Raw genomic sequence first — 25,206 nt, 5'->3', positions numbered from 1 at the left:
CGATGGTTCTGCCGTCACCCCTATTCCACAGAAATAATTATCGCACATTTTTACATCGCTGTGGTGACCTATTTTCAGGTATGTCCGAGCAATGTCTAAAATCTATTATATGTTAAAAACCTTTATAAATAGACCCGTTCTAGCCACGGTCATTTCTATTATTTTAGTCATATTGGGCTTGGTGGGATTAAAGCTGCTCCCTGTATCCCGATTTCCAGAAATTGCACCACCCAGTGTCCTTGTGTCATTGAGTTATCCCGGTGCCAATGCTGAGACAGTAGCAAAAAGTGTTTTATTACCGATTGAAGAGGCTATTAATGGTGTGGAAGATATGACCTATATCAAATCGTCTGCTTCCAATTCCGGTTCGGGGACTGTGTCCGTCTATTTTAAAACGGAACAAATCCAGACATTGCCTCGGTCAATGTGCAGACCCGTATATCCAAAGCGATCAGTTCTATTCCTGCTGAAGTAAACGAAGCTGGGATTACCGTCATGCCACGTCAGACCGGGGTTATCATGACCATCAATCTTTACTCGGATCATCAAGATAAGGCCTATGATGAAACCTTCTTACAGGCTTATGCACAGATCAATCTCATGCGTCCTTTATTACGTGTAGACGGAGTAGCTCAAGTGTCGCGACTCGGAGCAAGGGATTATGCCATGCGGCTTTGGTTGAATCCAGAAAAGTTGGCCCTTTATAATCTGGTTCCTCAGGACATTATGAATGCCATCAAAGATCAAAACTTTGAGATAGCGCCAGGTAAATTTGGTGAAACTTCCGATGAGGCATTTGAAACGGTTATTCGACACAAAGGACGCTTTACCACACCCGAAGAATTTCAGGGTATCGTCATCAAGACAAACAATGATGGTTCGGTGCTATACCTCAAAGACGTTGCACGCGTAGAATTTGGTGCAACAAATCTCAGTAGTGACAATAAGGTCAATGGTCATCCCGGACTGACACTCAACCTGACCCAAACCAGCGGCTCCAACGCCCATGATATTGATATCGCTGTCCGGAAAGTACTCAAAGAACAGGCCAAGACATTCCCAAAGGGATTGCATTATGACGTGACTTATTCTGTACGTGACCAAATTGATGAATCCATCAGCCAGGTTGAACACACACTTTTCGAAGCATTTATTTTGGTCTTTATTATTGTTTTCATCTTCCTACAGGACTTTAGATCAACCTTAATTCCCGCGATTGCTATACCTGTTTCGTTGATCGGCACTTTCTTTTTCTCCAGCTCTTTGGATTCTCACTCAATGTATTGACCATGTTTGCCCTGGTATTGGCCATTGGTATTGTTGTCGATGATGCCATTGTTGTTGTGGAGGCCATCCATGAGAAGATGCATAGTACGGGATTAAAAGCTAGAGCGGCGACATTGTCGACCATGTCAGAAATTACTGGTGCAATCCTCTCCATTACCATGGTCATGGCAGCGGTATTTTTGCCTGTTGGTTTTATGGAGGGTCCAGCAGGTATCTTCTATCGGCAATTTGCCTATACCCTGGCGACAGCGATCTTAATTTCTGCATTAAATGCCTTGACATTGAGTCCTGCCCTATGTGCATTATTGCTCAAAGCGCCCAAGCCTGAACAGGAAGAAGAAGCCAAATCAAGAATCGGCCAGTTTAAGGATCGTTTCTTTAAAGCATTCAATACTTCTTTTGATCGCCTGACTGCCCGATACGTATCTATTGTACAGTTATTGATCAATCATAAAAAAATCGCCTGGATAGGCCTGCTATTGATTACTGCAAGCGGAGTCATTTTAATGATCAAAACGCCAAAGAGTTTTATCCCAACTGAAGATGACGGTTTTATCACCTACAACATAGCGCTCCCTCCAGGAGCTTCGTTAAACCGCACGACAGAAGTACTCTATCGCGCTGACAGTATATTGAAAAAAGAAAAGATATCGAGGGTATGACGACAGTTTCTGGTTTCAATGCACTGGATGGTAGTTCGAGTCCAGCCTTTGCTGCAGGGTATATTACACTTAAACCACATGCCAAACGCAAGCACATCAAAAACATTAACGCCTTTATGGATACGATCAGGAATGACCTTGCACAAATAAATGAGGCCACATTTACGGTATTTCCTAGGCCCACAGTACAGGGATTTGGTGATTTTGCCGGTATTGAGATGGTTCTTCAAGATCGTATGGGCGGTGACGTAAGAGACTTTAATACCATTGCAGATACCTTTATCAGCCAGCTGAATACCCGTCCGGAAATCCGTAGTGCTTACACTAGTTTTAAATCCAATTTCCCCCAATACGAGGTGAACATTGATGCTGTCAAAGCAAAATCACTCGGTGTGGAGATCAAAGACTTAATGTCCACCATACGTTCCTATTTTGCACGGGTGCAAGCCAGTGACTTTAATCGTTTTGGCCGTCAGTACCGCGTGTATGTACAGTCTGATTTTGATTTCCGTAAAGATCCAGCATCTTTCAATTCGATTTTCGTACGGAATAACAAAGGCGAGATGGTACCCATCAATACTATTTTGACATTAGAAAAAACTGTCGGCCCCGAAACCATTACCCGCTACAATCTATACAATGCAATTTCGGTCAATATCACACCAGCAGAAGGCTATAGTACCGATGACGCCATGCAGGCCATCCAAAAGCTAGCGGACGAAAAACTACCCGGAAACTATGGTTTTGAATGGACCGGTATGAGTTATGAAGAAAGCCAATCTGGATCCCAGACTATTCTGATTTTCGTCCTGAGTATCTTATTTGTATACTTTTTACTCTCCGCACAATACGAAAGCTATATTCTTCCCTGGGCAGTTTTACTATCCATTCCTGTTGGTCTGATTGGTGTCTTTTCAGTCATCAACCTTGTCGGTCTACAGAACAACATCTATGTCCAAGTTGGATTGATCATGTTGATCGGTCTACTGGCAAAAATGCGATCCTCATAGTCGAATTTGCCGTACAGGAACGTAAAAATGGAAAAACCATCGTGGAAGCCGCTATCAGTGGTGCAAAGCTAAGGTTAAGGCCAATCCTAATGACCAGTCTAGCCTTCGTTGCGGGTCTGGTTCCACTGATGTGGACTGTTGGTCCGTCTGCCATCGGTAATCACTCCATCAGCTTCAGTGCAGCAGGCGGTATGCTATTGGGAGTTGCCTTTGGCATCTTTATTATTCCGGTGCTCTTTGTTGTCTTCAAAGGTCTGGATGAAAAACTACAGGATAAACTAGCTAAAGAAGAAGAATGAAAAACATAAAAAAATACGTTTCAGCACTATTTATGGCTACCGGGTTACTGATATTGGCAAATGCCTGTAAAGTTGGTAAGGATTATGTTCAGCCCAAACTAAAACTTCCCGGCTCCTTCCGTGGTGACACCTTAGCTTATTTTGGTGACACCTCCAGCATGGGATTGATTCATTGGAAATCGTTCTTTCATGATCCTACCCTCAAGCTACTGATCGATTCGGCACTGACCAATAATTTCGAAATGAAAACAGCCCTGCTCAACTTACAGATCTCCAGCAGGGTAATGGCTCAAAATAAGTCAAATTATCTACCGAGTGTCAGTGCCACCATAGCGAATGGAAACCGCACCTGGCGATCGAAAGAATTTGGGAGCGGTCCATTGTCAAAATACTATGAGCACAAAGCTGAGAAAGCACCAGAAAATATGTTTGTTTACCAATCTCAATTTGGATCCGACATCAGTTTTAGCTGGGAAATAGATATCTGGAAAAAAATTAGCAGCAAACAGGAACAGCTATTGGCGGAATACCTGGACACACAGGAAGCCAAAAATGCCATTCAGACCAATATCATCACGTCTGTCGCCAAAGGTTATTTCAATCTGTTGATGTTAGATGCTAAAATTGAAGTCGCCAAACGTAATGTTCAGTTGAACGACAGTACATTACGTATGATTAAGCTCCAATATAAAGCCGGTGAGATTACAGCACTTGCCATTCAACAGACAGAATCGCAGCGTTTACTGGCAGCCTCACTTGTCCCAGAATTGGAAAAACAGATTACTATCCAAGAGAATGCATTGCAGACATTAACAGGAAGGCTCCCGGACAGTATCAAACGAGGCACTTCATACGAACATCTGTTTGCAGAAAGTAAGGACATATCGCTTGGTTCGCCCATTGAAATCATACGCAATCGACCAGATATCCGTTCCTCCGAGTTTCAATTAATGGCGGCGAATGCCAATGCGAATATACAGCAGGCTATGCGCTACCCTTCGCTAAATATAGGCGGTGTACTGGGCGTAAATTCCATGCTTCCCGAAACTGGTTCAATATACCAGGCGCATTATTAGGTGGTATCACTGGCAATCTGACCACGCCTATTTTCAAAAACAAAACATTAAAAACACAATATGAAGTTGCAAAACTTGAACGGGATAAAGCCGAAATTCAGCTTCAACAGCGAGTCGTCGAAGCAGTTGCGGAAGTCTCCAACGCTGTAGTTACGGTAGACAAACAGCGGGAACAGCTCGAGCTAGCAAGAAAAAGAGTGGATAACGCGCATCTTGCGGTAAAAAATGCAAACCTACTCTTCAAAAGTGGCTATGCGACATATCTAGAAGTGATCACTGCACAAAGTAATGCCTTGGATAGCGACCTGGATCTGGTCGAGTTACGCCAGCAGCATCTGGATGGATTTGTGGATCTCTACCGTTCTTTAGGTGGCGGTTGGAGATAATGAATTAAAAACGCTATTTTTGTTTTATGACACCAGAAGAATTACAACAATATTTTCAATCTAGGGAATTACCCAAATCACTGGAAATACAACAAGATATGCAAGTGTTTGATGTGGAAAGATTTATCAGCACAAGTTTTATCCATGTTGGATTATGGAAAAAGATTTGAGCAAATGCCCGGCGTGGGTCAGGCTTTTAAAATTTAAGGAAGCACTGGAAAATAACGAAAAAGCCTAACAAATTGTTAGGCTTTTTTATGCTTTAGCTAAAGTTGTTGTAACAATGCGGACATATCTTCCTTTGCGAAGATCTGCTCCACCCCTCCGGCCAACATTTCAATCCGTTCGCTTTCATCACTACTCGAGGTCAGACCAAATAGACGAATGGAAGGGAACTTCTCCCTAACGATCTTTGCGGTTTCGATACCGTTCAAAATCGGCATGTGCAGATCCAATATGCACACCTCAGGTAGCGCTTTATTATGTTCAATCAAATAGTCGATAAGGTCTCTACCATTAGAGGCGCAATAAACTAATTCCAACGAATGGGATTGGGCCATGGCCTTCATCATAACATGATGGATCATCGCATCATCTGCGTAGACAATCTTACATTTACTTTTGGTATCCATTCGAAAAAGAGATCATTCAACTAATTAATACAATAAAATTCTATAAATATGTAATAAAAATAAAAAATTTAGAAAGAAGTTAACAAGAATTATGTTACTATGCAAATCTTATTTCAAAAAGTGCAGCACAACACAACCATTAAATTCAATTTAGATCGAATAATAAGAACATCATTAGGTAGCAATAATTTCATTTAGACAACATATCTAAAACAATAGGAATAGTCGAAAGATCTAATTTAACGATACGATATCGTTAAAAGTCATCCTCTATAATTTCAGCCACTCGTCCTACTTGACCATCTGTCAGCCTTACTTTTATCCCTCTTGAATGATAAGATGAGGATGTCAGTAAATCTTTGACAATGCCCTCTGTAAGATCCCCGTACGCTGGTCTTTTTCAGAATGATATTAACCAACATTCCAGGCTTTACATCCGCTCTATTTCTTCCGTCCATGGTCAAATGTAAGAAATAAAAAGGAGTTTTCCAAAAGAAAACTCCCCTATTTTTTGTTGAATTATTTATTTTTTATCATCTCATATAGCCGTTGAAACCATTAACATCAAGATTTTGATCTATATTTTTATTTTCAACGAGATACATAAATAATTTTTTATTGTTATATATTCCGAATGCTGCGATCCCATACTGTATCCATCCTATGAGAAGAAACACATAGGGACTTTCAGACATTTAGTTACTTGAACAATTTAAAAATATCATTTCCGAATATAAACACCATCAGGCCCAAAAGGATAAAGAATCCGACCATTTGTGCTTTTTCGAGAAATTTCTCACTCAGTGGCTTACCTTGAATCATCTCGATCAGCAAGAATACGACGTGACCACCATCCAATGCCGGAATAGGCAACAAATTCATAAATGCTAGCGCCATTGAAAGCATACCAACCAAAGACCAGAACCGGATCCAATCCACTTCAGTACCAAACAATGTGGCAATACCGATAGGTCCAGAAAGCGCTTTATCAGCACGTACCTCTCCTTTGAAGATTTTACCGAATCCTTTCGCATTATCTGTGATTACCGTAAAAGCTTTTTTAGCACCGATCGGAAAAGCTTCCATAAGTGTATAATTCGTTGTAAACGACTTGATCGAATTATCATGATTGACACTGATACCTAACATTGCATCCGCTGGTACGTTTCCTTTTAGGGAAACCTCCGCTCCTGCACGGATTACTTTAATGACAACAGGTTTATTGATATTTGCTTTAACTAAGGTTCTGAATTGATCAAAGAAAGGCACTGGAGTATCATTTAGGGCGACAATACTATCCCCTTGGTGAATCCCATCTTGCTTGCCACTGAACCTGGGGCCACTTGTGCGATACTTGTTGTTTTAAAACGAGGTTCAATAAACTTCTCTCCTTTTTTATCGGACAAGGTATTCAATAAATCCGCTGGAACCTTGATTTCTGTTGTCCCGCCATCACGTTCTACCGTAAGGGATACACCACCCATCAATACTTTAGAACCAAGCAGCTCGGAGTAGTTTTCAACGCGGTGACCATCTATTGCGATCACTTTATCACCTGCTTTAAGACCGATAGATTCACCAATGGATCCCGGTACGATACCATTTACCATTTGATCCATCTTGACATCTGTATTACCCATTTTAAAGGTCAACATCCAAAAGACAAGGATACCAACGACGATATTAACGATAATACCACCCAACATCACGATCAGACGCTGCCATGCCGGTTTTGAGCGGAACTCCCAAGGTTGTGGCTCGCCTTTCAATTGTTCAGTATCCATCGACTCATCGATCATCCCCGCGATCTTCACATAGCCCCCAAAGGCAACCAACCGATACCGTACTCACAGCCTTTATAGTTGAATTTAAATAATTTCACTCCCCACGCATCAAAGAACAAATAGAATTTTTCCACTTTAATTCCAAATGCACGTGCTGCTAAAAATGTCCTAACTCATGTAGAACAATTAAAATTGACAAGCCCAAAATCACTTGTCCGACCATAATTAAAACACCCATGTATGCTTTCTATATTTAATCTTTGATTATTTCTTTTGTTATTAACCTTGCTAGCCGATCCGTCTCCAGATAGTCCTCCAGTGTCGGATTGGCGATAAATTCCACTTTTTCCAATGTATTTTCGATGACGTCGCTCATTTCCAGGAAGCCGATTTTATCGGCTAGAAAAGCAGCCACCACAACTTCATTTGCTGCATTCAATATACAGGATTTATTTCCACCGGCGCGAAGTGTTTCGTAAGCCAGGGCTAAATTTCGAAAAGTTTCCAAATCTGCTTTTTCAAAATGAAGCGTCGGATAGTCCATAAAATTGAAGCGTTCAAAATTATTTTCAAATCGGGCGGGATAAGTCAATGCGTATTGAATAGGCAGCTTCATATCCGGAACACCCATTTGTGCTTTCATAGATCCATCTTTAAATTGAACTAGGGAGTGCACGATCGACTGTGGGTGTACGATGACATCCACCTGATCGATAGCGAGATCAAAAAGCCATTTAGCTTCGATCACCTCCAGTCCCTTGTTCATCAAAGAAGCCGAATCTATCGTAATTTTGGCCCCCATAGACCAATTGGGGTGTTTTAGGGCCTGTGCTTTCGTTACCTGCAGCAACTCGTCCCGCTTTCTTCCACGAAAAGGACCGCCAGATGCCGTCACATAAATTTTTTCAATGGGGTTTTGCTCCTCACCGACCAGACATTGAAAGATTGCCGAATGTTCAGAATCTACAGGCAACATATTGACACCGTATTCTTTGACCAAGGCCATAATCAACTCTCCGGCAACAACAAGGGTTTCCTTATTCGCCAGGGCAATATCTTTTCTGGATTGAATAGCTATTACCGTAGGTTTTAAACCTGCGGAACCCACGATTGCATTTAAGACAATACCGATTTCGGCATATTGCACCACTTCAATCAAGCCCTCTTCACCAAATAATACCGTCGTATCCTGAAACGCTAAGGCTTCTTTAACTTTTTTATATTGGATTGGATCGGTCACTACGACCGATTTTGGTTTAAACTCAACGCTTGTTTGATCAATAGTTCAGCATTGCTACCGCAAGTCAGAACTACTGCTTCAAACTTATCCGGAAAGGCTCTAATAACATCCGGGCTTGTGTACCGACACTACCCGTTGCCCCTAAAATGGCAATTCCTTTTTTACTCAAAACCTTCTCTCTTTATTAAAATATATTATTCAAAATCTTCGGGTCCTCTCCACCGTGATAGTCCGACATCATTTCCCGGTACGCAACCGAAACAACAATACTGGCCAAAGGTACCACTAAGAACGAGCTCACAAGGTTCAAAATAATAAAAATTATGTAATATTCTAAATAATTAAAATACATCTGTAGCAATTGAAAAAAAGCAAATACGGCCAAGATTAATAATAATCTGAAAACATTGCCTTTGGTCAACGCAAAGCTAAAGCGTAGTGATTTAAAGGTTCCCGCATGTTTATCAATAATAAAGAAAGGATAAAATGCTACACGAATAATCAAAATAAATGTCAGTATTGCTGCCACAAAAACGACAAAGACAGTAAACTTACTCATGATTTCTGCCCGATTTTCGCCATTTTCAAATAAATACAAAAATGGAAGCGATACAGCTCCTAACATCATCAATAAGGCAATAGACAGAACCATGATACTCAACATCGCGCCAAAAAAATAAGCGATTTCTTTTGAACTTGGTATACAATGGATCAATTTCTTATCCTGGTTGCCATCGATCAGATTGAGGATGTATTTAAACAAAGTAAGGTTCAGTCCAAAATACATGATCATAAAAAAGAAGGCCATAAAACCACTGAGTACGACATTAAAATCACTGATCGTCGTTGCCAGGAAATTGGATAAACCAGAGGTTACAAACAGCAAAAAACATAGGCCAGCAACAGAAAAATAATGCTTTTTCAATAGCTCCAACGACCTATTAAAAACTTCATTTACGGCAAAAGTACTTTCCTTTAGGAATTGAATCATTTTTTCTTTGAATAAACTTTTACAAAGATGCCATTATTTTTAATTTCCAACAATTTACACCGCTATAAAATTGATATTTTTGAGTTTTTAACATCATATTCGATCCAATTATTTTTTCAGGGCATCTATGGCCTCAGCTTTATTTCAATGCCGGTAAAAATCCACTTCAAATGTGGTAAAAAAAACGTGCGGCGGTCTAAACATTCGATTCATTTTCTGAGATTTTTGCTATTTTAGAACATCTGGACAAAGTCATTTACCGTTTCAGTGAGCGATGCGATTGACCGGAAAAATACGGTTTCGCAGAACGGCCAAGCCGCCAAAAATAAGTTAAAGCAAAATCACTATAAGACACAACCAACAGGTATGGAAACAGAGGATGCCTATCGGCACATGGAATTTGAAGAATTTCAGCTTTTAAGAACACCCCGGGAGCTTCATAAATTAGCGACACAATGTTTTTTCTACATCCAACAATGGATCGTTGAGAGCCCATTTTGTAGTGAGGCTACTGCCCTGATGCTATTCTGGGATAACTATCCTTTTGAAGCTATTCGTCGAAGCTGGAAAACAAGAAAAGGAACTGACGAGAACTTCGACATTATAAAAACGGTTATAAACAATTCTGAAAAAGGGTTTTATCTCAAAACAGACATCAGTTATGATCCCACAGAAAAAAATTGCACAGGCTCCAAAAATACCAGCGGTCGTTTTGCAGGCAAGCCAGGAGAGGAACCCTATATTTATTTAGAAGAAACGGAAGTTCATAGTTGGTTTGGAGAACATTTAATCAATCAGATCAGGCGGAGTGATAGTACCATTGAACTGTACAACATTGCCGTCTTATTGAAACATCGCGAATTCGACGTATATCAAACTGTAATCGAACATAAATACTGCGATAAAGCAATTGCTCTTATGGTTTATTGGCTGCTTGAAAGGTACTCGACCTTGGCATTATATGCTGAAGATTGGCCGGAAATAAGGGCCATTTTGGAAAACATTATTGATAAGCTCGAACGAAATGAATACCCTGAGATTTTAAATTATGATCCGGTCAAAGAAGTAAATCCCATCAAATGGGAGATTCCGGAACACTTATTTAACAAGATCAACTAACTACACAAAAAAACACGCGGTTAAGTTAAACCGCGTGTTTTTTCTGTAACCATACCCAACAATCTACTTAAACTCTTTTGGAAGAGGTTTCTCCAATAAATATTGATAATAAAAACGTGCACGCTCATTAAAGTCATATTTACTTTTTGAACGGTCAAATCCATGACGGCTGCCCGGATAGATCATCAATTCAAAAGGTACGCTTCTATCTGTTAATTTATCAACCAGTTGCGTTGTATTCTGCAGATGGACATTATCATCCATATCACCATGCATAATGCGCAATACGCCCTTGTAATTGTTTGCATAAGTCAATACCGACCCCGCTTTATAACCTTCAGGATTATCTTGAGGCGTATCCATCCAACGTTCGGTATAATGGGTATCGTACAGCTCCCAGGATGTTACCGGCGCACCAGCAATACCAAAGTCAAATACATCAGCGGCTTTGGTCATCGCCAGACAAGTCATATAACCACCGTAGCTATGGCCTGTGATCAATACTTTGTTTTTAGCTACCCAAGACTGAGATTTCAACCATTTTACGATCGTAGAATAATCGATAATTTCCCAATGTCCCAGATTACGGTGCATGTAAGCTACGCCCTGCTTACCGAAGTGACCAGAAGCCCTGTGATCCGCCGAAACCTGGATAACACCTTCATTCGCCCAATACTGATTGCCCGTACCTTTCCAGGTATCCTTCACAGTACCTGCATCCGGACCACCATAGATACTGAAAACAACAGGATAAGTTTTTGATTTGTCAAAATCTGTAGGATAAGTGATCGTCAGTGGTAAATCAAATAGACCGTCATCCGATTTAATATGTAAATACTCCGTTTTACCGTAGGTGTACGAACTAAAGTCCGCAGCTTTGCTATCCGCCAATTGACGTACCACTTTACCCTGATTATCCACTAAAGCAAAACGGTCGGGTGTACTCACATTAGAATATCGGGTGATAAAATACTTGCCATCAGGCGATACGTTGACATCATGTGAATATTCACCAAAGGTCAAACGTCTCAGATTTTTACCCGAGTAATCCACTCGGTACAGATCAAAACGGGCTGAATTTTCCTTACGTGCGGTAAAATAAAGCACCTTATTTTTCTCGTCTATCCGTTTGATTTCGGTCACCTGCCAATCACCAGATGTAATCGGGTTCACTAATGTGCCATCCAACTTATATAGGTAATAGTGCGCCCAACCAGTTTTATCCGATTTTAAGATGTAATATTTATTGTCAGCAAGGTAAGTAATACGCTCGTCATGATCCAGGTTGATCCAAGAAGCTTGGCGTTCATCATAAATCTCTTTTTCGAACCCGTATTTGGATCCACCTGATAAAATTTCAGGTTATTCTGATCCCTGTTCATCCATTGCACCATGAAATTTTTACTATCGAAAGCCCAGTAAGGTTGTCCGAAATACTGATCATCCTTTTCATTGAAATCCGCCCAGGTCACCTGTCCACCATTCAGTTGGACGATACCCACTTTCACCTCAGGATTAGGATCGCCTGCTTTCGGATAACGTGTTTCCTCTAGATAACCATGTTGTCCTTTGGATGAATATATTGGGAACATAGGCACTTTAGTATCATCAAAACGCATAAAAGCAATCTTCTTGCTATCCGGAGACCACCAAAAAGCCTTATAGTTTGTAGGGCGTCCCAAAATTTCCTCATAATAAACCCATGAAGACCAACCGTTGTAAATCACATCGGTACCATCATTTGTATACTGCGCCTCTTTCCCCGTAGCGACCTCTAAACTATACAAATTGCTTTTACGTGTGAAAGCAACATATTGACCATCTGGCGATAAAGTTGGGTTCTGTTCTGCAATGTCGGGTGAATTGGTCAATTTCTTTGCAGTACCTGAGCCATTTTTGATAAAAATATCATTTTTCTCTACATAGACCACCGTCCCCTTTGGCAGGAATTGTATAGATACTTCTCTTCCCCGATTTGACGTTGACCTGATAGAGCTGGCTATCGTTGACGTCATTTTCCAGATAAGCGGTTCCATCCGCCCAGCCCGGATATTGATTTGTGCGCACAGTTAAAGACTGTTTCTGTCCCCAGGATTGCGCAAAATCCAATTTCTTCTGTGCAAAAGTCAGATCATGCACAAAAACACAATAGATGCACCTAAGAGCACTCTTGATACTGTATTCATTAATTCTTGGATATGTTTATTAATTATTTCAGCTAAGATAAAGAATTGTGGTAAATAACGACGATTTTACCTGTAACAAGCTTATTCAGCTTCATGTACAGGTGATGGCTATCCCCTCTTACTGATAATTCTCAAAAAGAGCGAGTTGGACACCCTCTTTTGGAAAATCTGTCTCATCAACAAAATTAGAGATCGAAATCCCCAGCAGCCGCACCTTATTTGCTAAGGCAATCTTACTCAGTAAACTATGGGCTGTCGCATAGATTTTCTCTTCAGAGTCGAAGCTTGTATCCAGCGTCAGGCTTCGCGTCAGCTGCACGAAATCAGCATACTTTAGTTTCAAGGTCAGTGTCCTGCCCGATATTTCTTTTTGCCTATGCGTCCCCAAAGCTGTATGCTCAGTCTTTGCAGTATGGCGTTCAGTTCTTCAAAAGTTTCGATATCAGTCTCAAAAGTATCCTCTATTCCAACAGATTTACTGCTTCGGTTGGGCGTGACCGGTCGCTCATCTATCCCGCGGACAATACGGTAAAAAAATGCCCGGTCTTACCAAACCAACGCACCAGATCGTCTTCGCGCTGTTTTTTGAGATCCATCCCTGTAAATAAACCCAGCTCGTGCATTTTCTTGGCGGTCACCTTACCTACACCAAAGAACTTCTCTACCGGTAAGGATTCCATAAATTTAAGAATCTTTGAAGGCCCTATAAATGTCAGGCCATTGGGTTTATCCATATCGGAGGCAATCTTGGCGACAAATTTATTGACCGAAACTCCGGCGGAGACAGTCAGATTAAGCTCTTCTTTGATGGCAGATTTGATCGCTTTGGCAATATCAATGGCCGAACCAATTCCCTGTTTATCCATCGTTACGTCCAAAAAGCCTCATCAAGCGACAACGGTTCAATTAAATCCGTATACCGCTGAAAGATTTCCCTGATCTGATACGATACCTGCTTATATACCTCAAACCGTGGTCGGGCAAATATAATCTCCGGACAGAGCTGCAATGCTTTGCGGGAACTCATGGCTGACTTGACACCAAATTTCCGCGCTTCATAGCTGGCCGTGGCCACTACCCCCGCCCGTCAGGCGAACCGCCCACAGCAATCGCCTTCCCCGATATTCCGGAAAATCCCGCTGCTCTACGGACGCATAGAAAGCATCCATATCCAGGTGGATAATTTTACGATATGTTTGGGGCGAATCCATTACTCAAATTTACAAAAATTAGCAAGAATCACTATAAATCGCAACAAAATACTAACATAATTAGTTTATCAAACCAATTCTCCCGCAGTCAATTTCTGAATCAGACCCCAACTGGTATTAGTGCTGGTACTTTTTCAACCCTTAGAGGCAGATCATGCTCTCCGTGCTGACCGCTCCCCACGCTGCCTATACTCTCATTAGCAATGATACTTTTCAACCCGTTATAATTGGCCGAGTTCTTGTGTATGATGGACATGGACAACTTTGCGCCAAAACATATTAGATAAAATGAAAAGAAAATAATACAACAAAAACTAGCGAAAAAATTATGGAAAATTTACCGGAACAAAAAAGACCAAGTCTGGATTTAAAAATTTTTATTCATCCTGCTCCTCTTTTTGTTAGTAGGCTTCGGATCCTATGGTTACTGGAAATACTATTACGTATTTGGTGAAGGGGTGAAATCTGGCTACTTAAATTTTGCTGTCAAAAAGGCAATATATTTAAGACCTATGAGGGAAAGCTGATTCAGGAAGGATTTGGTAGTGTCAAGACTGGCGGAATTGCCAGCAACCAATTCGAATTTTCTATTGAAGATGATTCTATATTTCGCCAGCTTGAGCTCAATAGCGGTAAATATTTTGACCTTCAGTACAAAGAATATCATGGAGTATTGCCTTGGCGTGGCAATACGGTATACGTTGTTGACAAGATTATCAATATGAAATAATAAAGGAGGGTATACCCTCCTTTATGCTGAAAGCACATCTCTTACCATTAACCTGTCGCCAAAATAGCTTTTGAGTATTGTCCCGTCGCCATGTAATGTCCATACCTCTTTCGGGTCAACCATCTTAATATAATGAAGAATATCATTCCAGTCCACATGATCCGAGATATACAATTCGATATCATTCTGCGCCTGTAGTCGCTTCCATCCAGAAGCAAAGGCTCGCAATACTTTTGTCGCCCTAAAATAACTATTGAAAGTCATGGGCGGTACCAGATAAACCTTATTCTGCTCCCCTGTTTCATCTCTCTACGGTTATAAGGTTCATAAGTCATTTTTTTAAGCCCATGTTCATCATACAGACGATGGTAAGGTAATATTCCACTATGTACCAGCACCCTTCTTTCTGGACAATACCTATTGATCAGATCTGTGATCCGTTGCGCTTTCCCCAGCACATAAGTTCCCAATAGAATATTGCTCGCGTGCCCCTCCAGCTTCTTGATCTCCTGAATGGGATCTGGATGGATAACTTCAGGATTCGCGAAAGTACTTTCGGTGATCAATACATCAGCCTGCTGCACTTCGATAGGTTCACATGTCTCATCAGCCTGCAATTTGTAATCGCCGGTATACAAATAGCGTACGCCCTGATATTCCATTAAGATCTGCGCCGATCCCAATATATGACCAGCCGCTAGAAAGGTAATTTCCACCGGACCGATTTTAAAAGTGCCGTTGAACAATTTGACCTGATAGGAATCCTTACGGTTCTGCTTATAGCGATAGCTCATAAACAATGCCGTTCCATTAGTACAATAGACATAATCATGTCCTGAACTGGCATGGTCACCATGGGCATGAGATACCACATTATGTGCTACGGGCTACCCGCATCGATAAAAAGTCGCCATAACGGCAATAATACCCTTCCGGTTTTCTGACCAGAAAGTCAGACAATATGATAGACATATATTTATTTTAGAAATTTTTGATGCAATGTCCACACTTGCGGTAATAGTGGAGTAATTCCATCGTTAACGATGACGAAGTCGGCAAGCTGCAGTTTTTCCTCGTCAGACAATTGTTTGTTAATACGTTCCTGTACCTGTTGTTCAGTTGCGCCATCCCGCTCGATGACACGTTGTATACGAATATCCATTGGCGCAGTAACCAATATGGTATAATCCAGTTCTTTGTATGAGCCACTTTCAAAAAGCAGCGCAGCTTCTTTGAGTGAATAACGCGTGGTCTGCCGCTCAGCCCAATCTTTAGCTTCCTGGATGACAACCGGGTGTACAATACTATTTAGGAGCTCAAGTTTATTCTTATCCGAAAAGACCATATTGGCCAGGAATCCCCGGTCCAGCAGCCCATCCTTGTAAGTTGCCTCACCGAACTGCGCAATAAGTTTTTCCTTGATACGTACATCGGTATTCATCAACCTTTGGCTTCCTCATCCGCATTATAAACCGGTATACCGAGGGCTTCAAAAAGCCTGCAGATAAAAGTCTTTCCGGAACCTATTCCGCCTGTTATTCCTATTTTCAGCCCCATTTTTATTCCCTATTTTCGTACAAAGAAGTCCACATTCTGTGGCACAACACTGATAATCTTACAATAATCCGGCACCTTGGTCAGCAGGATCGGTAGATATTGCACCTCATTTTTCTCCCAATCGGCCAGATCTACCACAGCCTCAAAATCACGGGATGTATAATTATTATAATCCTTGACCGACATCAGCACAGTGATCACCACTTTACTTGGATTGGGCCTCACGGAACTATAGCGCTGTCCATTTTCAACTTTTACGGGCAGTTCGATGACTTTCTCCGTCAGCTCCCTACCGGCATCAGCACCTCCACAGATGTGGGATAGACATTGATATTTCCCTTTGATTGCGGGTAAGATTTGCCACAGTGCGCACATCAGTCTCCACCTTTCCCACGTACGGTATCCGTTTCCCAATATTCTATGGTCGAAACATCCTCATAGGGCCCTGTTATCGTCACGTATGCAGGCGTAACCTTCGTATCAGCGATAACACCATAGCCCCTTTTAAACAAGATATTGGACAAAGGTTTTACAGGAACCTTTCGCTGTGTTTGTTTTGAAAAATCAAAAACAAGGTATCCGGGCTCACCGACACCACACGTTGTTCATGCGGAAACTGGCGGTTGATAAATCCCAGCTGGTTGGAAAATACAATCCAATCTTTTGTTTTCAGCGAGCTGAGATCCACCTGTACTTTGGGTGTTTCAATGCAGCTTTCGAAAACAGGAATTGCCATCCCGTCATCTCAAGCTTTACTTTGACTGTATCCGATTGTTGGGGGTGAAAAGCCCGTTTTTCGGGTAGGTTGACGTATTCTATCGCAGCTTTGACAGACACGGTATATTGGTTGGAAATCGAAAACAACAACCAAGCCAGCAACGAAATTGCAACACAACGCACAAAGATGTTGATCTTGCGACGTTGGGTCTTATTTAATCGAACTGCGTTTGCCATGTTACAAACTTAATCAATTTACGTAAATATCAGTTCTTGGTGGGATAAAAACTTGGTTGGGAATCTCCGCTATCCTTTAAGTAAATTTAAAAGTTCAATATCTCTCCATCAAATATATCCGCAGACTATTTTTGAGGAAAGGGGTTATGTAGAATTTTAGCCTTTTTAAGCGTTTGCTGAATTTTGTAAAGACGCGTAGCCATTTCAAATCGTTCTTTATATGTACGGTTAAGGCCTTCCTTCAACAAAGCAATCTCAGATTCGCTAAATGACCGTGAGGCATTTTTTTGTTACTATACATCGTATTAAACTTAGTTAAAAACTATCTCTTTACAAAGATACATGATTATTTAGGCATTCACTTAACGTCCCCAACCGCTCCATTACCTTTTTCTCTTTATCAGCTAGGATTTTGAGGATTTCCGAAGCCTGTTGTATGTATTCAATCCGGGCTGACTCACTGATTTGATAAAATAAGTCTGAAACGGATTTCCATAACAAAGCTATTTCCACAAATTCTTGATATGCTTCACGAAGTTGCTCAATCTTGAGCAGGTCATAACTTTCCTTTAGAAAATCGCGATATAAATTTCGAAACAATGCACCGCCAGTACCGGCTTTTTCCATCAGATTGGCAGCCATTTTAAATTCGGTGGCTACATCCTTACTCCTATTAAACCATTTTATAAGCTCTTGGCTCGTCTTCAAAATCCCCTTGTAAGAAATATTTGTGATAGGCGGATTCAGGTATTCGTTGGCATTGTTGACAATAGCGGTAATGACAGATTTTTTTAAGTCAAAGTCTTCATTCGTTCGGTGTATTGTATAGTATAAGTTATTAGATGCCATTGGCCCCTTCTCCGCTCTCGCCAAAGCCAGACTTTCGAGCGAGGTTTTGACTTTCCCACCCTGTTGTCTGGTATCGACCAAAAAAGCGTTATGATTGTCATAACCGTAAATCGCAGCATAGTGACCAGCGAAATGGAACGGATTAGTGAAATACTCAAGGTAATAAGCATCAAGTTTGAGCCCAACGATTTGCCCCTCATCCAAAAGCTGTTTGACCTGTTGCCAGGCCTTTATTTTTGAGGTGGTTTCCTTTACAGAAAGCTCGAGGTTGAGGTTTTTACAGAGATTCTTTGTCAACAGATCAGTCTTGATACGTCCACCCAAAAAAGGGAAGTCCATTGTTTTCATATTCCAATAGATAAAACTAAGCCCCTCCCCGAGTCCAAAAAGCATAGGTTCGGAAAGTTCAATTCCGAGCTGTCGCAGTAGAGTTCCAGTCGCTGTAGTTTCACAATGTTGTCCGTCAAACAGTTTTAGATTGCTCATGATATTTTCTTTTGCTTAAAATTAGCAGTCTGAATTGACATCACTATGTCAACAGGCTGTTATAGATTAGAAAATACCATCAATACAGCAAGGATACTTAATACAGTCAGTCCCTTGTCCCGCATGTCAATATTTATTTTCATAATTGATTATAGGAGTCATTAAATTACAAAAATTATTTTCACTAGTAACGCTTTCAATTTTACCTCAGTTGATGATTCCTAAAGCTAAAATCAGTTTTTAAGGACAAAGTATCTATGGGAATGCTCTTCACCCTATTAAGTACAAGATAACAATTGCTTATTACCAACTTCTCAATTAACAAGGTAAATACAGGGAGTTAACAGGGGGTTAACAGGGGTATTACAGGGTAAATCCTATTAACCCCTTATTAATACACTGTAAAAATAGTGTTACTTCGCTTTTAATTGCGAATTTGGTATTAACTTGGTAATAAGTTAGATACCAGCAATTATAAACAATAAAAACAAAGACTATGGCGATTTTACAAAACGGGCCTAATGGTCCAATTACCGGAAAATTTGGCTCTGTTAGTGCGTATATGTTAAATGGTCAAAATGTCGTATGTGGGCTTAGCAAAAACGTACTTCTCCCCTAGCGAAGCAGAGCTTCTAAATAGGGAAAAACAAAAGGTTGCAGGACTGTTCGCTAGAGACAATAAGGCGATACTCAATTTTGGTTATCAATATATGAGCGAAATGGGAAGACGAATAGGGGCCTTCCAATTGGCTCAGCGCCATATTTTTAAGGAAGCTATGGAATTGGATTTGGAGAACAATCCTTTTGTAAACCCCGAGAAACTGATCGTGTTTGCAGGACAGTTGACGCCATTGACCAATTGTGAAGTTAGCCTTCATGGTGATACGATTGATCTCAAATGGACCTCCAATGGTCAGTATGACGACAATATCTACAAACTCAATCTGGCACTATTGGGTTTATATGGCGAATCTCATTTGCGAACCTCGATTGCAGAAGTGAAACAGGGAACCTGTATGTTACAGTTTAAAGGAATAAGTCGAAAAAACTGTGATTACCATGTCTATGTGTGTATATGGGATACATTTCGAGGCATCTTTTCAAACTCTACCTACTGCGGTGTAATATAGCACAAACAATGCACTAACTGACCGCACGCAAACAGCCGGAATAGCTAGCATGCTAGCATTACCATACTTTGGCTGAAACAGAGAAGATAACTAATAAAAAGCCAATCTCCTATGGAGACTGGCTTTGCTATTTTTTCAATAAAGACGCTTATGAAGCGCTTTTCTCAGTTGCGTTCGCAGCTTTTGAAGCATCTAAAGCAATGGCAGACTTGTCAAAACGAATTCTTACGCCCGAACCTACATCTACCAAGAAAGTAGTGTCAGATACCTCTACAATGCGTCCGTGGATGCCCGCAGTGGTAACAACTTTAGAGTTTACACCCAATTCTTCAATATATTTCTTATGGTCTTTTTGCTTCTTCATCTGTGGTCTGATCATGAAGAAATAAAATACCACAATGATCAAAACCATTGGTAAAAACTCATCATGCTACTCCCACCTGCTGCTTGTAATAATACTGTATTCATCTGTTATTATATCGTTTAATAATTCGTTATTTTGGTAATACTTCGCCCTTTAGCTGAACAGTCGTCATACTGTTGGAAGCATTCGACTGGATCGTGATGATCTTCTGCTGCTTACCTACCTGTCCTCACTCTTGAAAGTCACATGGATATCCGATGTTCCTCCCGGTAAAATAGGGCTTTTTGAAAACTCAGGCTGTGTACATCCACAAGAAGCAGTCACTTTGGACAAAATAACCGGCGCATCACCCGTATTCTTCAATACGAATGTGTGTTTCACTTCTGCACCTTCTTTGACCTGGCCAAAATCGAAAGCCGACTCTGCAAATTCTACCTTACCCAATTGTGCCGCAGCTTTAGAAAGACTGTCTGTTGCTACTGCCTCAGTTCCTGTCTTAGCAGCTTCTTCTTTTCCTTTTTTGAGAATTTCCGCAAGAAAAGAAAAGCACTGATGCTAAAGCTAAAACTGAATATTTACTAAAGTTCTTCATTTGTTGATTGATCTTTAATCCCTTAAACCACGACCTGCCTTCTGGATTCTTCCCTGTTGGTTCAAGTCGCTTAATATTTTATCTAAGATACCATTAATAAATGTATTACTTTTCAATGTACTGAATACCTTAGAAATTTCAATATACTCATTTATTGTCACTTTCACAGGAATTGATGGAAAATTCACCAATTCGCATATTGCCATGCGCATCAATAAGGTATCCATCAAAGCGATACGATCTGATTCCCAGTTCTTTGTCTTATCAGAAATCAATTTTTGATACTCATTTGTATTGCGGATTGTCTTACCCAACAAAGCAATGACATAATCGCTATCATCATTCCAGTTTTGCGTGATTTCAGCAAGTTTGTTTTTACGCGGATCTTCCGAACTGAAGTTTTTAAAAGTTTTCGCGATCAATGCTTGCAGCACTTCTTTATCGACAGGCCAGTTTATAAATTTCTCTTCAAAAACCTGCTCGATAACTGGTGATTTCAGAATGATCTTTTTAAAGATATGTTTGATGATATCTTTTTCTGTACCGATCGAACGATCTTCTTGCTGTAAATATTCCAAATAAGCTTCAGAATCTTTCAATTGCAAAAATACTGTACGCACGATCTCCGGATCAAAGCTCCATGAAATCTTATATTTTTGACTCCTCGGCATATTGCGGATTTTGTCTTAATGACTCAATAAAAGTATTTGTACTTAACTTGGTCGTTAGAGACAAGTCTTTTCAGTTGGCAAAAACTTGTTGGCTCTGCCTTCTGCGTCTATCAATACATAATCGGATACCTCATCCAATAGATTCAGTGTCCAGATATACATCTCGTAGACTTCATCCACATTTTTTAATAGTGCTTTTTCAAATGTTTTGATGTCTTTGTCTTCTGTAAGACTGTACGCATAAAGCGTTTGCACTACTTTTACCCTCAGGTGTCTCCTGTTTAACATAGTAATTTTAAAGAACGATTTTTTATAAACTAATAAATAAGAACGATTTTGGAAAGAAGACTATCTTTTGATTTTTTTAATATCTTGGATACGCTTCTCCGCGATGCGATTAGCCGCTTCAAAAGTAGAGATATTCTCTTCTTTTGATTTTTTCAACACGTCTCTAGTCGCATTATATATGTTTTTGATCACAAACTCCGTGTGATCTACGCCATAATTCTGAATTTCTGAATAACAGCTAATCAATGCACCTGCATTGATCAAGTAATCCGGTGCATACAAAATACCTCTTTCGTGAAGAATAGCGCTGGTCACTACCTCATCTTTCAATTGGTTGTTTGCTGAACCTGCAATGATTTTACATTGCATTTTTTTTTGCTGACTCTGGATTTACTGTACCGCCCAAAGCACAAGGTGAATAGACATCAAACTCATGATCAAATACTTCATTGTATGGGATTGGCTCTGCTTTGTATTTCGCCGCCACCTTAAGCATTTTCTCTTCGGTAATGTCACTCACGTAAACCCGTGCATTTTCTTCACGCAACATGGCGATCAATCGCTCACCAACGCTACCTACTCCGTGTACAATAACTTTTTGCCTGCTACGCTCTCTGATCCGTACAACTCTTTCAAACAGGCTTTAATCCCGAAATAAACACCTTGGGCTGCAAAAATTGATGTATCTCCAACGCCACTGCCGTGAATTGCTTTTGGCAAACCGGCAACATGATCCGTCTCGGTATAAATATATTCTAGATCGCGCTGGGTGGTACCCACATCCAAAGAAGCAATGAAATTACCATTCAATCCTTCGATAAACTGGCCCAAACGGCGCAATAAAACCTCAGATTTGTCCAAACGACTGTTACCAATAATAACAGCACTTCCGCCGCCCAAATTCAATCCAGTGATTGCCGATTTGTAGGTGATGGCCTTGGATAAACGTAAAGCATCCTCAATAGCTTCTTCTGTAGTTTCGTATGGCAACATACGAACCCCTCCTATTGCCGGACCCAATGTGGTATCATGGATCGCAACAATAGCTTTTAAGCCCACTAATTCATCATTACAGAAAAATAAGTTTTGATGGCCAGACTGGCTCATCAATTCAAAAATAGAATTTTGAGATGTTGACATAAAATGTACTACTCTAATTTGTTTTAATTTTTTAAGGTACTTGATGCAAAAGTAGGAAAATTATTCGTTGTGCATAATATCTTTTTTATCCAAGACTTAACATTTGATTTCCCAATGACAGTAATTTCATCGAAATATAAAGCAGAGTTGACGAATTAGTCCTATTTTTGTACCCATAATATGAAGGATCTCGCTTACTTAAATAAGTACTTTTATAAATACCGCTGGAAACTGGTTCCAGGGGTGATTTTTGTCATCATTTCCAATTACTTCGGGGTGCTCCCCGCTAAGGTAATCCGTGAAGCGTTTGACCTGGTACAGGAAAATATTTATCTCTACCGCCTGTTTGACGGGTTTGATAGACAGGAGCTTATCTATAAGGTATTTGGCACGAGCCTGCTATTCTTCGGTTTTGTCGTCCTGTTGCTCTCGCTCCTACGGGTATTTTCCTATTCTTTATGCGGCAGACCATTATTCTGTGTTCCCGTTATATCGAGTATGATCTTAAAAATGAAATATACAACCACTATCAGGAACTGAATTTCGGTTTTTTCCGCAAAAACAATACGGGTGATCTGATGAGCCGAGCAACGGAGGATGTCAACCAGGTACGTAATTACCTAGGGCCAGCCATTATGTATGCCATTAATACCGTGGTACTGTCCATTATGGTCATTTATGCCATGTATAGTGTGAATGGAAGACTGGCGACCTATGCATTGGCACCTATCCCTGTCCTATCTGTCATTATCCTTTTTGTCAATAAAATCATCAATAAGCGCAGCTTAAAAATCCAAAAGCAGCTAGCGAAACTCTCTTCCTTCGTTCAGGAAACCTTCGCGGGAATCCGGGTCATCAAGACCTATACCCGTGAGGAAAATAAAATGAAGGCTTTTGAAAAGGAAAGTACGATCTACCGCAACACAGCATTGGACTTGGTCAAGGTACAGGCCGTTTTCTTTCCGCTGATCTTATTGCTGATCGGTCTCAGTACCGTCATCACCATCTATATCGGTGGTATTGAAGTTGCTAAGGAACGGTCACAGCCGGAAACATCGCCGAATTTATTATCTATGTCAATCAATTGACTTTTCCGGCCATGTCTTTAGCATGGGTGACCTCGCTGGTACAACGGGCCGCAGCATCACAAAAACGGATCAATGAGTTCCTTGAAAGCCAATCGCCGATTGCCAATGGGAAAATAGAGAAAGAAATCGCAGGTGAAATCAAGGTAGAAAATATCTCGTTCACCTATCCCGAAACAGGCATTCAAGCCATTAAAAATATATCATTCCAGGTTCCTATTGGAAAACGCTGGCTATCATCGGAAAAACTGGTTCTGGCAAATCTACTTTGGCCAACCTACTACTGCGAATGTACGATATAGATCAGGGTAATATCCAATACGATGGTATTGCATTAAAGGATCTCAACTTCAAAAATCTACGCCAACAAATTGGTTTTGTCCCACAGGATGTATTCTTATTTTCGGATACAATTGCCAATAACATCGGTTTCGGACTGGATCATTTCACACAGGAACAGATCGAACAAGCCGCCAAGGACGCTGCTGTATATGATAATATTATCGCTTTTGAAGATGGTTTTGAAACTGCTGTCGGAGAGCGCGGTATCACCCTATCGGGTGGTCAAAAACAACGTGTATCCATTGCCAGAGCATTGGTAAAAGAACCCAATATATTGATCTTTGACGATTGCTTATCTGCTGTTGATACCAAAACCGAAGAAACGATCTTACGCTCATTAAGCCGCATCATGAAGGGAAAAACCTGTATTTTCATTGCCCACCGGATTTCAACTATCAAAAATGCGGACCATATTCTTGTCATGGATCAAGGTCAGATTGTCGAGCAGGGCACTCACCTTGCGTTAATGGAGAAAAGAGGTGAATATTTTGAACTTCACGAAAAACAATTGCTGGAAAGCGTCGAAGGATAGTTACAATTGCCCTAAATAATGACAGTAAATACTGCATAAAATTAAATATCCCTGAATTCAGCTAAAGAAAACAGGGATTTTCTCTTTTATTTGCCTTATACATTTACATCACAATTTATCGTATAAGTATCATGGAGAGAAACTCAGTGCAGAGCACATCATCAAACGAAGGCAAAACAGTTGCTATTATTTCCTATTTAACCCTCATCGGCCTGATCGCTGCCATCATCATGAACAATAAGGAAAAGACTTCTTTAGGTCAGTTCCACATCAGACAGAGTATTGGCATTACCGTCACAGGAATTGCATTGGGTTTGTTGCGCTTTATCCCGGGTATTGGTGGAATAATCATGACTGTTGTCGGTATAATCTTGCTGATCGCTCTTATATTGGGTTTAATTGCGGCATTCTCGGGCGAGAAAAAGCGCTTCCTTTTATTGGCGAAAAATATCAGCAATGGTTTGATATGATTTAATCAAGCCTTATTTAGCCCCTATTTTAGAAAAAAAGGCTGTTCAAAAAACTAGCATGAACCCCAAAAGTACGATAAATACTTTTGAAGGATAGTTTAGCATTTGAGCAGCCCTTTTATTACTTCGCTAG

The 25,206-nt window shown here is 40.6% G+C and carries 27 protein-coding genes and 8 pseudogenes; 8 read left to right on the top strand and 27 right to left on the bottom strand.

From position 1 onward, the window contains the following. The first annotated feature begins 91 nt into the window (after positions 1-91). From KUH03_RS49715 to KUH03_RS36220, 4 genes and pseudogenes are all read left to right on the top strand, one after another. A pseudogene (locus tag KUH03_RS49715) lies at positions 92-3,258 on the top strand (efflux RND transporter permease subunit). Then, the gene (locus KUH03_RS36230) at positions 3,255-4,334 is read left to right on the top strand and encodes a TolC family protein (protein ID WP_257089414.1); all 1,080 of its coding nucleotides are present in this window, start codon (positions 3,255-3,257) and stop codon (positions 4,332-4,334) included. The pseudogene KUH03_RS49715 and the gene KUH03_RS36230 overlap by 4 nt, the downstream one beginning before the upstream one ends. Continuing rightward, positions 4,316-4,720, top strand: a complete 405-nt coding sequence (locus KUH03_RS36225) for a TolC family protein (protein ID WP_306429862.1) — start codon at positions 4,316-4,318, stop codon at positions 4,718-4,720. The genes KUH03_RS36230 and KUH03_RS36225 overlap by 19 nt, the downstream gene beginning before the upstream one ends. A 26-nt stretch (positions 4,721-4,746) precedes the next feature. After that, positions 4,747-4,890 carry a hypothetical protein gene (locus KUH03_RS36220; RefSeq protein WP_257089412.1) on the top strand — a complete coding sequence of 48 codons (144 nt, stop codon included), beginning with the start codon at positions 4,747-4,749 and terminating at the stop codon, positions 4,888-4,890. A gap of 96 nt (positions 4,891-4,986) precedes the next feature. Here the strand turns inward: KUH03_RS36220 and KUH03_RS36215 are convergent, their stop codons facing one another. From KUH03_RS36215 to KUH03_RS36195, 6 genes and pseudogenes are all read right to left on the bottom strand, one after another. Continuing rightward, positions 4,987-5,352 (bottom strand): response regulator transcription factor, encoded by a 366-nt coding sequence (locus KUH03_RS36215; RefSeq protein ID WP_257089411.1) that lies wholly within the window; start codon positions 5,350-5,352, stop codon positions 4,987-4,989. Between the two features lie 256 nt (positions 5,353-5,608). Further along, positions 5,609-5,810 (bottom strand): annotated as a pseudogene (locus KUH03_RS36210) (YwbE family protein). 241 nt (positions 5,811-6,051) lie between these two features. Continuing rightward, positions 6,052-6,621 carry a site-2 protease family protein gene (locus tag KUH03_RS47260; protein ID WP_306429281.1) on the bottom strand — a complete coding sequence of 190 codons (570 nt, stop codon included), beginning with the start codon at positions 6,619-6,621 and terminating at the stop codon, positions 6,052-6,054. An 11-nt stretch (positions 6,622-6,632) separates the two neighbouring features. Next, entirely contained in the window at positions 6,633-7,187 is a 555-nt protein-coding gene (locus tag KUH03_RS47255; RefSeq protein WP_306429280.1) for a M50 family metallopeptidase, read from the bottom strand. A gap of 202 nt (positions 7,188-7,389) precedes the next feature. After that, positions 7,390-8,545, bottom strand: a pseudogene (locus KUH03_RS36200) (1-deoxy-D-xylulose-5-phosphate reductoisomerase). 15 nt (positions 8,546-8,560) lie between these two features. Beyond that, the gene (locus tag KUH03_RS36195; protein ID WP_257089410.1) at positions 8,561-9,367 is read right to left on the bottom strand and encodes a beta-carotene 15,15'-monooxygenase; all 807 of its coding nucleotides are present in this window, start codon (positions 9,365-9,367) and stop codon (positions 8,561-8,563) included. Positions 9,368-9,634: 267 nt separating this feature from the next. Between KUH03_RS36195 and KUH03_RS36190 the strand changes: the two genes are divergently transcribed. After that, on the top strand, positions 9,635-10,486 hold the full coding sequence (locus KUH03_RS36190; protein WP_257089409.1) for a DUF4274 domain-containing protein: 852 nt from the start codon (positions 9,635-9,637) through the stop codon (positions 10,484-10,486). Positions 10,487-10,549: 63 nt separating this feature from the next. On the opposite strand, the gene KUH03_RS36185 is transcribed toward KUH03_RS36190, so the two are convergent. From KUH03_RS36185 to KUH03_RS36130, 14 genes and pseudogenes are all read right to left on the bottom strand, one after another. Further along, entirely contained in the window at positions 10,550-11,389 is an 840-nt protein-coding gene (locus KUH03_RS36185) for a S9 family peptidase (RefSeq protein ID WP_257097660.1), read from the bottom strand. 93 nt (positions 11,390-11,482) lie between these two features. After that, positions 11,483-12,501 (bottom strand): annotated as a pseudogene (locus tag KUH03_RS36180) (DPP IV N-terminal domain-containing protein); the annotation flags it as partial. Next, the gene (locus KUH03_RS36175; protein WP_257089408.1) at positions 12,395-12,625 is read right to left on the bottom strand and encodes a hypothetical protein; all 231 of its coding nucleotides are present in this window, start codon (positions 12,623-12,625) and stop codon (positions 12,395-12,397) included. The pseudogene KUH03_RS36180 and the gene KUH03_RS36175, both read right to left, overlap by 107 nt. A gap of 165 nt (positions 12,626-12,790) precedes the next feature. Then, positions 12,791-13,095: pseudogene (locus tag KUH03_RS36170) on the bottom strand (hypothetical protein). Between the two features lie 86 nt (positions 13,096-13,181). After that, positions 13,182-13,352 carry a hypothetical protein gene (locus tag KUH03_RS36165; RefSeq protein WP_257097658.1) on the bottom strand — a complete coding sequence of 57 codons (171 nt, stop codon included), beginning with the start codon at positions 13,350-13,352 and terminating at the stop codon, positions 13,182-13,184. A gap of 114 nt (positions 13,353-13,466) precedes the next feature. Further along, positions 13,467-13,699, bottom strand: a pseudogene (locus tag KUH03_RS36160) (DNA polymerase IV); the annotation flags it as partial. A gap of 935 nt (positions 13,700-14,634) precedes the next feature. Further along, positions 14,635-14,877 carry a hypothetical protein gene (locus KUH03_RS47250; RefSeq protein ID WP_306429279.1) on the bottom strand — a complete coding sequence of 81 codons (243 nt, stop codon included), beginning with the start codon at positions 14,875-14,877 and terminating at the stop codon, positions 14,635-14,637. Continuing rightward, positions 14,874-15,485 (bottom strand): hypothetical protein, encoded by a 612-nt coding sequence (locus KUH03_RS47245; RefSeq protein WP_306429278.1) that lies wholly within the window; start codon positions 15,483-15,485, stop codon positions 14,874-14,876. Before KUH03_RS47245 ends, KUH03_RS47250 begins: the two co-directional genes overlap by 4 nt. A gap of 104 nt (positions 15,486-15,589) precedes the next feature. Next, positions 15,590-16,054, bottom strand: a complete 465-nt coding sequence (gene coaE / locus KUH03_RS36150; RefSeq protein WP_306429277.1) for a dephospho-CoA kinase — start codon at positions 16,052-16,054, stop codon at positions 15,590-15,592. Beyond that, the gene (locus KUH03_RS47240) at positions 16,054-16,170 is read right to left on the bottom strand and encodes a dephospho-CoA kinase (RefSeq protein ID WP_306429276.1); all 117 of its coding nucleotides are present in this window, start codon (positions 16,168-16,170) and stop codon (positions 16,054-16,056) included. The genes coaE and KUH03_RS47240 overlap by 1 nt, the downstream gene beginning before the upstream one ends. A 9-nt stretch (positions 16,171-16,179) precedes the next feature. Then, the gene (locus tag KUH03_RS36145) at positions 16,180-16,545 is read right to left on the bottom strand and encodes a hypothetical protein (protein ID WP_257089407.1); all 366 of its coding nucleotides are present in this window, start codon (positions 16,543-16,545) and stop codon (positions 16,180-16,182) included. Then, positions 16,545-16,694 (bottom strand): hypothetical protein, encoded by a 150-nt coding sequence (locus KUH03_RS36140; RefSeq protein ID WP_257089406.1) that lies wholly within the window; start codon positions 16,692-16,694, stop codon positions 16,545-16,547. Before KUH03_RS36140 ends, KUH03_RS36145 begins: the two co-directional genes overlap by 1 nt. A 145-nt stretch (positions 16,695-16,839) precedes the next feature. Further along, the gene (locus tag KUH03_RS36135; protein WP_257089405.1) at positions 16,840-17,124 is read right to left on the bottom strand and encodes a hypothetical protein; all 285 of its coding nucleotides are present in this window, start codon (positions 17,122-17,124) and stop codon (positions 16,840-16,842) included. 330 nt (positions 17,125-17,454) lie between these two features. After that, positions 17,455-18,459, bottom strand: coding sequence for a BtrH N-terminal domain-containing protein (locus tag KUH03_RS36130; protein ID WP_257089404.1), 1,005 nt, complete (start codon positions 18,457-18,459; stop codon positions 17,455-17,457). Positions 18,460-19,046: 587 nt separating this feature from the next. On the opposite strand from KUH03_RS36130, the gene KUH03_RS36125 reads away from it, so the two are divergent. Beyond that, positions 19,047-19,589 (top strand): hypothetical protein, encoded by a 543-nt coding sequence (locus tag KUH03_RS36125; protein WP_257089403.1) that lies wholly within the window; start codon positions 19,047-19,049, stop codon positions 19,587-19,589. A gap of 148 nt (positions 19,590-19,737) precedes the next feature. On the opposite strand, the pseudogene yajC reads toward KUH03_RS36125, so the two are convergent. The 7 genes and pseudogenes from yajC to KUH03_RS47220 all read right to left on the bottom strand — a co-directional run bounded on the left by yajC (position 19,738) and on the right by KUH03_RS47220 (position 22,644). Further along, positions 19,738-20,057 (bottom strand): annotated as a pseudogene (yajC, locus tag KUH03_RS36120) (preprotein translocase subunit YajC). A gap of 115 nt (positions 20,058-20,172) precedes the next feature. Then, a complete protein-coding gene (locus KUH03_RS36115; RefSeq protein ID WP_257089400.1) occupies positions 20,173-20,397 on the bottom strand; it encodes a DUF1573 domain-containing protein in 225 nt (74 codons plus the stop codon). A 162-nt stretch (positions 20,398-20,559) separates the two neighbouring features. Then, entirely contained in the window at positions 20,560-21,216 is a 657-nt protein-coding gene (nusB, locus tag KUH03_RS36110) for a transcription antitermination factor NusB (protein ID WP_306429275.1), read from the bottom strand. A gap of 54 nt (positions 21,217-21,270) precedes the next feature. Next, positions 21,271-21,471, bottom strand: coding sequence for a hypothetical protein (locus KUH03_RS47235; protein ID WP_306429274.1), 201 nt, complete (start codon positions 21,469-21,471; stop codon positions 21,271-21,273). 93 nt (positions 21,472-21,564) lie between these two features. Continuing rightward, entirely contained in the window at positions 21,565-21,873 is a 309-nt protein-coding gene (locus tag KUH03_RS47230) for a hypothetical protein (protein WP_306429273.1), read from the bottom strand. Beyond that, on the bottom strand, positions 21,863-22,063 hold the full coding sequence (locus KUH03_RS47225; RefSeq protein ID WP_306429272.1) for a hypothetical protein: 201 nt from the start codon (positions 22,061-22,063) through the stop codon (positions 21,863-21,865). Before KUH03_RS47225 ends, KUH03_RS47230 begins: the two co-directional genes overlap by 11 nt. A 17-nt stretch (positions 22,064-22,080) precedes the next feature. Continuing rightward, on the bottom strand, positions 22,081-22,644 hold the full coding sequence (locus KUH03_RS47220) for a Glu/Leu/Phe/Val dehydrogenase dimerization domain-containing protein (RefSeq protein ID WP_306429271.1): 564 nt from the start codon (positions 22,642-22,644) through the stop codon (positions 22,081-22,083). Between the two features lie 180 nt (positions 22,645-22,824). Between KUH03_RS47220 and KUH03_RS36100 the strand changes: the two are divergent. Together KUH03_RS36100 and KUH03_RS36095 are read left to right on the top strand one after the other, a co-directional pair. After that, positions 22,825-24,603 (top strand): annotated as a pseudogene (locus KUH03_RS36100) (ABC transporter ATP-binding protein). Positions 24,604-24,734: 131 nt separating this feature from the next. Next, positions 24,735-25,073: a DUF4870 domain-containing protein gene (locus KUH03_RS36095; RefSeq protein ID WP_257089398.1), complete on the top strand. Its 339-nt coding sequence runs from the start codon at positions 24,735-24,737 to the stop codon at positions 25,071-25,073. The last annotated feature ends 133 nt before the right edge of the window (positions 25,074-25,206 follow it).

Origin of the sequence: Sphingobacterium sp. E70, from assembly GCF_019285695.1 — a bacterium.
In the GTDB taxonomy this organism is placed as follows: Bacteria; Bacteroidota; Bacteroidia; order Sphingobacteriales; family Sphingobacteriaceae; genus Sphingobacterium; species Sphingobacterium detergens.
This window is presented reverse-complemented; position numbering and strand designations above follow the sequence as displayed.